Origin of the sequence: Fontibacillus panacisegetis (assembly GCF_900102215.1) — a bacterium.
Taxonomy (GTDB): Bacteria; Bacillota; Bacilli; order Paenibacillales; family Paenibacillaceae; genus Fontibacillus; species Fontibacillus panacisegetis.
Genome location: NZ_FNBG01000063.1, coordinates 1 through 9,845, shown reverse-complemented (window position 1 = coordinate 9,845; position 9,845 = coordinate 1). Strand labels below are relative to the sequence as shown.

The following is a 9,845-nucleotide window of genomic DNA, read 5'->3' as shown; positions in this document are numbered from 1 at the left end:
CGAAGTCAGTGACAAGTTTTTCAAATAGATTATTAAGCATATTTTCGGGTACAATAGTCATCGAGTAGGGTTCCTTTCTTGGTGGTGTCGTAATCCCGAGAATACCCTACTTTTTTGTGCCTTGACTAGGCTCCAAATCTTGGTACACAACTTATTTTACGCCATCTGTAAAGCCTCAAAATGCCCTAAATTGCTGCAAATGTGCAGGCTTTCTCTAAGGATTCTCTTCAAACTAGTCTATTCTGAACCATATTCCTGCATTTTTGCAGGCTTTTGTTCATCCTTTTATGGCTACTGTTAAAAAAACTGTATTTTTGCATCCTTTTCCTGACATCTTGCCTTTCCACTGCTAAAAAAAGCGTCCCTCAAAGTTATCTAAGATAACTTTGAGGGACGGCCTCTTGATCTTTGCAATACTCGTCGTCAGTCTACGAAGATTACTGGGACAGCTTAGTCACCTGTACAAAATCAAAATCGGGAAGCAATGCACCCGCTTTATCAGACAATTGCAAATCATCATCACCATTTAACTTAGTATACTTAATCTGAATGTCACTACCTGCCTCAATAGCATTTTTATATTTCCATGAATATTTTTCATTCAAATCTATACTTAAACCTCTGTTGATCATTTGACCATTTACATAATCAACATGCCTTCTTACTATGAAACCTCTAAGCGCATACTCTACCCCGTCTACTTTTAACACCAATCCGGCAGACAGGCTTGCATAGTTGAAGTCAAATCCGTCAGCAAATGTAAGATTAATTGTACTGCTGTTACTTGAATAAGTAGCTGTAGGTATGCCTGGTGCAGGGATTTGTACTATTTCTTGTGATACCAGCTCACTCGGATAAGGATCCTTCGCCCAGTTGACTATACCTGATGAATTGAATTTCAATACAGCCGCACCCACTGGAAGAGGAGTGTTAAATTTCAAAGTATACGTGAGCTCTTTCGAATTATAACTGTAATTTCCTGAAAATGGTGGATATTTAAGTCCATCGATTTCTACACTAAAACGAGATCTGATTTCTTCCGAATTACTCAAATTCAGAGAATTATCCAATGTATACCAGCCCGGAACTATTACCGCAATAATGGATTTGCGATCAGAACTGATTGTAACACTGCTGAAAAATTCATTGGTATACATTACTTCTTTATTAACAAAGGTCTGCACCTTGTTTTTTGCATCAGATATATCCTGTAAAGCACTACCGATATAGCTTAATTTAAGTTTATCAGCATCATTTTGTGTAATTCCACTAACGGACAGCTTCACATAGCTAGGGTTTCTATGTTGGCCATTATCATAGTTATATATAGTAACATTATCAACCTGTCCAACGCTTAAAGTAAAATCTCCGGCTGCGGGAACAGAATTCGAGTCAAGATACTCATCAAAATAAATATAGATAGTATCCAGTGCATCGTTAATAAATTGACCATCCATTCTTGGTGGATATGTGTCTAATGCACCTACAACAGTCTTATCAAATAATACTGTTGTAACATCGGATGATGTATAATTGTTCGCTTGATCCACAATCACAAACTCTACTCTTGCTTCTCGATTATTATTTTTAGCAACATTAACTCCAGTATCGAAATCCTGCACTTGATTCACTTCAGTGGAATCCAATTGGAAATACGGCCATTTATCCACATATATGATATCGTTATTTATTCCAGCATGCCCTTCAATTACTGCCTTCACATCAGATGGTCTTGTGCCATTTATAACGTTTACAACCATGTAAACTTCAGCAGGCTTATTAAGCGCGTATTTTACATGTATCGTACCGTCTTTGACATAAGCTTGAGGGTAATCATTTGTGAAATAGGGATCTATGTACCCATCAGTACCCACATTATCTGTCCCTACTGCTCTGACAATTAGTTCATACGAACGTGTCCCTGTTACTTTCCCGCCAAGTGTCGCGGTTAGTGTTACAAACTCGTCATTCAATTCATTTCTTGTTACAACACCTGCGTTAGTTACAATTGCTTGTTGACTAGATGACCAAGTAATCGTTACGCCCGGATAAGCTTCTAAAGAAGCCGACAATATCAAGTTAGAAGTTACATTACTCTTATTCGCATTACTTCCGAGATAGATTGCCTCTATCGCTGTAAAGACTTCATCGATATTGATTGGTTTTTCTATCGGACCAAAAGCTGGGCTCAACACACTGCCGCTAACCTCAATTCCATCAGCCGAAGCCCCAACTCTGATATATTTACCGCCATCCGCGGTCGTCAATTCATATTGAGTAGCATTAGCTCCTGCAATAGCTGTATAAGCACCGTTTTCTGAATCTGCTCGATACCACTGATAAGATACATCGTGATTAGCCGGAACACCATCATAGTTAAGAGACCCTGCTGTTAATTGGGTTCCGATTACGGGTTGACCAGCGACAGCCTCAATGTTTTGCAAGGACACTGCGCCCACTGGGCGGTAAGTAACCGTCAGAGATGTATTAGCGTAACCCTCTTTCGTAAACACAAGGTGATATTGCTGAATCTTCTCCGGCTCATCGATGTCGAGCTTTAACACAAAGCTTCCAGCTTTATACCCCTCAGCAATACCATCGCCAAATTCAACGCTATACGGTAATCCGTTAAGAGTTACACTAATCCCTGACGGATCAGTAATCGGCTGACCATTAATATTATTCAATGTAACTACTGAATAAACGGAATGCGTTACCGAGGTCTGTTGTAGAGCAGACAATGCGCTAATAGTAGTTTCATAGTGGTTTTCCTGGATCAGCGATTTACTTGTTGCCGCTATTTTTACATTGCTGCTATTCAACCGAACTGCTTCTTCGACCTGTGTTTCTGAATCGATAACAGCACCTGAATAAGAGGACATGTTCACTCCTATTGCAGATTGTTGAACATGAACCACAACGTTTGCTTTAAATCCACCGTCTTGTGTTGTTGCTGTAACCGTCCCTGTACCCGGTCCTTTAGCCGTAACTAAACCGTCAGCAGTGACATTTATTTGCTTTGCGCTATTGTCATCTACTGTCCAAACTATTTTTTTGTTAGTAGCGTTTGATGGTGTAATTGTTGCTTCAAGTTGCTTGCTCTCACCCACAAATAGGGATAATGAACTTGGAGTAATGGATATACCTTTTACAGCGACTGTAGTACTGTCTCCACCGGATGTACCTCCTCCAGAAGTGCCGCCACTAGATGTGCCACCTCCAGAAGACGATCCTCCACCTGAAGGAATAGTGGTGTTAACAGGCTTTTCATTTAACGTAACGGAAGACCCTTTAGCCCCTGTTACACTATTAATCTTAACCGTTCCAGTGATCACAGCATTGGCTTCAGCAACCAATTCTTTGATCGTTCCGTTTGCAGTAATTTTAATATCTGCCGCTCGGTTTACTACATTATTGAAGTTTCCGTCCAGCTTCACTTCCTGACCCGCTAAAATATCCGCTGAAATCTCAACGGTTTCAAAGCCACCGCCAGTAAGTTCTTTAGTAACAAGCATCGCTCCACTTTCCAGTACAGTTACAGATACGGAGGTATTGCCTGTTGCAAGGATTCGGACCTGACCGTTATATTTATTAACAACCAATGCACCTTGAACATCTACATTATTGAAAATAATCGAATTCACTCCACCACCCTGTACATGCACAGTTCCGGCGATTACGACATTTTCCAGCGTTACTTCACCTTCACCTACACCTTGAGTGATATAGAGATCTCCTGCGATCTTCATATTCTTTAGCACTGCACCAGATGTGTTGATTACCAAGTTGCCGCTGACATCTTTTGAGTATTCACCCGGCTTCGATATCAACGTCTGAATCAAATTATCAAACAAGGTAACCGCTTCAGCCCGCGTCAAGTTGCCCGTTGGTTTGAATGTCCCATCCGGGTTCCCACTGATGACCGCCTTGGATACAAGTGCTTGAACTGCGTCCTTGGCCCATCCTGCGATTTGGTCATGATCTTTAAATGTCTTAGTGCTTTCACCTGTTCCAATCTCAAAGGCTCCAGCCATTAACAGAGCTGCTTCCTGACGGGTAATCTTGTTGTCAGGCAATGCTTTCCCATCAATACCTTTTAAGACTCCAGCCGTATTAAGCTTAAGAATAGAATTATAGTACCATTGACCTTCCTTTAAATCTGTGAAGTCATTATTGGCTTGGGCTATGTATTTTACAATGTTATCAATCATGGTAGAAAATTCTGCTCTTGTTACTGGAGCATCAGGTCTAAATGTACCATTATAACCTTTAACTACTCCATACTCATTCCATTTTTCAATAGCTGCCTGACCCCAATGATTAGAAGTATCACTAAAAACTACGGATGATGACTGCGACTGTGAGACAATCTTCGTAGCTGAATCTGCAGGATCAGCCACTGATGCTGCGAATGCAGGTACAACACTAGAAAAGACTGTGATCATGGCAGTTGAAAGCGAAATTATTCTCTTCTTTACTTTTAAATTCATCTTAATCTCCTTTATATTGATGTATTTTTACAAGGCTAATAGAACAGTTCACACCTAACATATTGGTGCTATAGGAAAAATGTACTATTTATTCTCTATCATTACTTTAGTATATATTCTGATTATGTCAATCAGGAATGTTACATATTTCACAAATAAAAATATACCTTCTAGACGGATTCCTCTCGTCCAACGCGCACATTAAAAAATCACCATTTAATATAGAAATAACTCCCCGGAATATAATCCAGAGAGTTATAAATTTACGTTCCGTTCCCAAGCTATGTAGGACTATAAGACAATACTTTCTACTCAATGACTTGGACCTCTTCCTGATCCTTTAATCTTGAATGACCTTCCGTAACTACTTTTTCTCCTTCTTTAACCCCACTTATAATCTCTTGAAGATTTTCTTTCACACGCCCCAGTTCAACCTGTCTCTTCTCTACCTTGGTTTCTTTTAAAACGAAGACAAAACTATTGTCATCCTCCCAAACGATCGTTTTACTCGGTAGCGCGAGAATGTTTTGATCCTCCTTTTTATCCAAAATGGTAGATACCTGCATTCCCGCTTTAAGTTGATCCTTCTCATTTTTTACCTCAACCTCAGCATTAAATGCTTTAGTCTCCATATCTATTACCGGGGAAATATAGGTTACCTTTCCTTGGAAGGTCCCGGATGGCTGAACAAGATTGAAATCTAATTGTTGATTTAGTTTAATCAGTCCTAAGTCATATTCGCTAAGCTTAATAACGATAACTACGGGATCTAACTGTTGAATCGTCGCAACTGGAGTCCCCTCAACAACAGCACTTCCTTCTATTGTCGATAATTGAGTAATGACACCATCTATTGGCGCTACCACGGTTTGATTTTTCTGATCCAGATTAATCTCCTTTAATGCCAACACTGCCTGTTCCATTTGAAGCGTCAATTGCTCAATTCCAGTATCCTCACGTACAGCAAGGGCATATTGAGATTGCAAATACTTCAATTCCTGCTGTTGCTTCTCCTGCAGTATTTTGAGGCGTTCATTGTTGAAGGACAAGATTTTTTGACCCTTCTTAACGTGATCGCCACGTTTCACATACAAGGTTTTTACTTCTCCACTTACTCTGGTCGCTACATCCATTTTCTGTTTAGCCGTAACTTCACCCATCAATTGTTTTGGATCTCCAAAATCATAACCCTTCACCTCTGTCACTTTCACCTGAGTCAGAACCTTTTCCTCAGAAGTCAATGGGTTTGTTTCATTAGTGGTAGTACAGCCACTAATAATAATTAATAACAAGGAAATCCCTACTAACGTGATTGATCTTCCCCTTCGTATGGCCCACTTCATCATAATATCTGGTTCCTCCTTGAAATGAATGAATCAATTCCGTTTAGATCGAACTTGGATCTATAGCGCTACCGTCGTCCGCACCTTTACGGAATCGGCCCACTATCCATGCATAACTTTTCTCTAATAAGGCATAAACACAAGGAACAACAACCAATGTAAGCAAAGTAGAAGTGATCATCCCTCCAATTACAACAACAGCAAGCCCTTTAGAGATTAACGTCCCTTCCGACATTCCTACCGCTATTGGAATCAAAACAATGACCGTCGCCCCTGCTGTCATAATAATCGGTCTTAATCGGGATACTCCCGCTTCAAGCAGTGCCTCTTTAACACCATAACCTTCTTCCCTTAGTTGCTGTACCCGATCGATCAATACGATAGCGTTCGCAACCACAATACCGATTAACATCAAGAATCCAATCAGGGAAGTTACATTTATCGATTCATTGGTTAATAGTAGTGCAATCAAACCACCGATCGCGGCAAGAGGCAAAGAGAACATGATTGAAAATGGAGCTCTGGCGTTACCAAATGATATAACCATGATCAGATATACAACCATAACAGAAATGATCATCGCCACAAACATTTGGCCAAAGCTTTCGTCAATTTCCTCTGATGCACCTGTCTCAGACCCTGTTACTCCCGCTGGCAACTGGAGCCCAGTTATTTTTGATGTAGCTTGTTCGCTGACACCGCCTACGTTATCACTTTCAATCATCGCAGTAATATGAACTACTTGTTTCTTATTATCACGCTCTATCGTCACCGGAGATTGGATCATTTTTACGCTTGCAATTTCAGATAAATATACAGAGTTCCCGGTTGGCGACTTGATCTGCAGCTTTTCAATTTTGTCCACGGAGCTCTTGTCCTGTGGTGACAACCCTAGCTTCAATTCATATTTCTGATGGTTCAATTCCACTTCCCCAAGGGTCATTTCGCTAATCCATAATTGGACTGAATTAGCTACCAATGCGGGATTCAAACCATATTCCTTTGCCTTATCTTGATCAACAGAGACCGATATTTGAGACTTTTCCTCGCTCAGGCTGTCTTTTACATTAGATAGATCTTGGATATCTTTAAGCTCAGTCTTCACCATAAGGGCCGCATCCTTCAAGGCAAAATAATCGTCACCTCTTAAAGAATAGGAATACATGCTATAAGATTCGCCGTCACCATATGAAAGCACCCCTGCATTCACTTCGGAGCCTTCAGGAAGACGTTGCTCCATAAGCTCTTTGTATTTCCCTACCTGTGTTTTAGCGTCATAATCCGAACCTACTTCAGCAAAGAACGAAAAAATGTATGGATATTGATCATTCGAGTAATTGTAGCCTATTAAGGATTGCACATAATTAAGCTCACCTTTTTGTTCCGACAACATTTCTTCAAACTCTGCAACGATGTTATCCGTAGATTCCATTGATGATTCCTTTGGAAGAGATACTTGAAAATATATTCCCTTTTCCGATTTACCCACAGGCATAAAGCTGACCGGTAGCTGAGGGACAGTTAAAACGACAACCAGAACAAAGCAAATACCTGATAATCCTACAGTAATAATGGGGTGGTTCAAGGTCCACTCCAGTATTCCTTTGTACCAGAGCACCATTTTATTTTGCGGATTCTCATGGTGAACCTTCTTATTTTTTGCATTTAATACAAATATTTTGGCCAATAAAGGCACTACCGTCAAAGCTACTAGTAATGAAGCCATCAAAGCACACATCAATGTGATTGCGAACGGCATAAACACTTGGCCTACAATCCCACTGACAAATGCAATTGGTGAAAACACTCCGACTGTTGTTAATGTGGAAGAGGTAATCGCAGAGCCTACTTGCAAAGTAGCGTACTTGATGACTGATTCATTGCGCTCCTCCGCCTTGTGCAGCTCACTATAAATGTTCTCTATAACTACGATCGTATCATCAACCACACGTCCAATCGCAATGGCCATGCCGCCAAGCGTCATAGTATTCAGGGATATATCCATGAATCCCATTAATAGCAAACTGAATAGAATAGATAACGGAATAGAAACGACAACAATCAAAGTCATTCTTATATTTCGGAGAAATAAAAGAATCATAATAGCCGCTAGCAAACCGCCAAGCGCACCTTCTCTAATCATTCCGTGAATTGAGGATTCTATTTCTATTGCACTATTCTGTATAGTCTCGAATTGCAGCTCAGGGATTTCACTTTGCAAATTCTCTGAAAACTCGGCGACTTGCTTGGAAAAGTCTACTATGTTTGTTGATTTTGTCTTATAGAGGTTAATTGCCACTGCGGAATGACCATCAAATCGACTTAGAAATTTCGATTCATAGATGGATTCAACTGTAGCCAATTGATCTAGACTAATACTGCTGTTGTTCGGAAGATTGATTGGATATTGCTGAAGCTCAGATACGCTGTTAATTTGTTCATCAACATTAACCTTGAGCGTATTCCCGACAATTTGAATTTCCCCGGCAGAATGAGAAGAAATCCCTCCAGAAAGCTGTTCAGTGATATCGGATGGAGTGAGGTTATAATAATTTATTTTGTCTGCGTCAAATTGAATAGACATAACTCTCTTGCGTTGACCAACCACATCCAAATGATCCAGACCCGTAATAGATTGAAGTTTAGGTAAGATAGTTTCTTCAAGAGCTCGATCTAACACAGTTTGGCTCTCATTTTCTTTGACATGTATCGACATTCTATAGATAGGAACAGAAGCAAAACCTTCTGTAAAGACCATAGGTCTGGATGCTTCACCTGGCAATTCCAAAGTGTTCAATAGACTTTCAATTTCTGTTTTTGCTTTCTCGGAATTCTGCCCAGCCCGTAATTCAACCATAATCTGGGACATATTGTCGCTTGAGGTAGAGGACATTGATTTAATGTTATCCAAAGAGGAGATCGCGTTTTCGAGAGGTTTTGTTACTCTTTCCAACACTTCATTAGGAGACGCAGGATAAACTGTCGTAACCATCACATTAGGGAATGTTATGTCAGGCATGTTTTCAGTCTGAAGATTTACTGCAGAGTAACTTCCGCCTAGAAGTAACAGAATAACCATAATGATTATTACCGAGGCTCGTTTCAATGAAAAATCTACCAATTTTCGCATAGTCTCCCCCTAGTCCATATCATCATACATATATCTATCTCTTATGCAGCAACTTGCAAACCACTCAATAAGCAATGTAAAATTGTTACAGCTTGTTTTTGGGCATACCAAAAATACGAGTTCAAAATATCCGTTATCAACAGCTCTTGGCGGGGCAGGATTGGTAACGGATTTTTATTAGGCTATGGCTATTTATTCATTAATTTTAAAAATTTGTTAATTAAATAACACTAATTACAATTATAGGATAAGCATGGTATAATGTCCATCATATCTTTTGTAATTATTTGTCGCTACATACTTTATATATAAATTAAAACGCTTATTTCTATCTCTAGATTAAAAAAGGGGCTGTCCCAAAAGTAGATTTATTGTTAAAACTTGAAATAGCGGTGCGAGGAAGACGATCCCTGCACCGCTTGATCCCGCCATATTCCACCGTATCTCATGTGTAATAGTGTCAAGATGCGGAATTCCTGAAATTGCTGCAAATGTGCAGGTTTTGTTTATGTAAAGCCTCTAAATGCCCTAAATTCCTGCAAATGTCAGACTGTTGAAAAAGTCATTATTTCACCAAATCACCGCGTTAATATGGTATAATATCTATATAATATATGCCAGAGAGCGGTGATTTTATGTTGTTTACAAATGATACAACCCCTCAATTAGAGTATGAACTGGTCTGCTTGGAGCAATTAGTTCCTCAAGATCATCTTTTGCGCAACATCGACAAATATATCGATTTTAATTTCATTATTGATCTGGTTAAACCTTATTACTGTGAGAACAATGGGCGTCCCTCCCTAGATCCCATCGTATTCTTTAAAATGCTACTGCTTGGCTATCTGTACGACATTCCCTCAGAGCGTAAGCTTGAACGTG

General features: G+C 39.8%; 4 protein-coding genes. 1 reads left to right on the top strand and 3 read right to left on the bottom strand.

The annotated features are described in order from the left end of the window. Positions 1–437: 437 nt before the first annotated feature. The 3 genes from BLS49_RS24095 to BLS49_RS24085 all read right to left on the bottom strand — a co-directional run bounded on the left by BLS49_RS24095 (position 438) and on the right by BLS49_RS24085 (position 8,963). Positions 438–4,490: an S-layer homology domain-containing protein gene (locus BLS49_RS24095; protein WP_091236628.1), complete on the bottom strand. Its 4,053-nt coding sequence runs from the start codon at positions 4,488–4,490 to the stop codon at positions 438–440. Positions 4,491–4,798: 308 nt separating this feature from the next. Further along, complete coding sequence (locus BLS49_RS24090) at positions 4,799–5,836, bottom strand: efflux RND transporter periplasmic adaptor subunit (protein ID WP_091236626.1); 1,038 nt, start codon at positions 5,834–5,836, stop codon at positions 4,799–4,801. Between the two features lie 40 nt (positions 5,837–5,876). Then, the gene (locus BLS49_RS24085) at positions 5,877–8,963 is read right to left on the bottom strand and encodes an efflux RND transporter permease subunit (RefSeq protein ID WP_091236623.1); all 3,087 of its coding nucleotides are present in this window, start codon (positions 8,961–8,963) and stop codon (positions 5,877–5,879) included. A gap of 635 nt (positions 8,964–9,598) precedes the next feature. Between BLS49_RS24085 and BLS49_RS24080 the strand changes: the two genes are divergently transcribed. After that, on the top strand, positions 9,599–9,845 hold a 247-nt coding region (locus BLS49_RS24080; RefSeq protein WP_175471531.1), incomplete at its 3' end, for a transposase.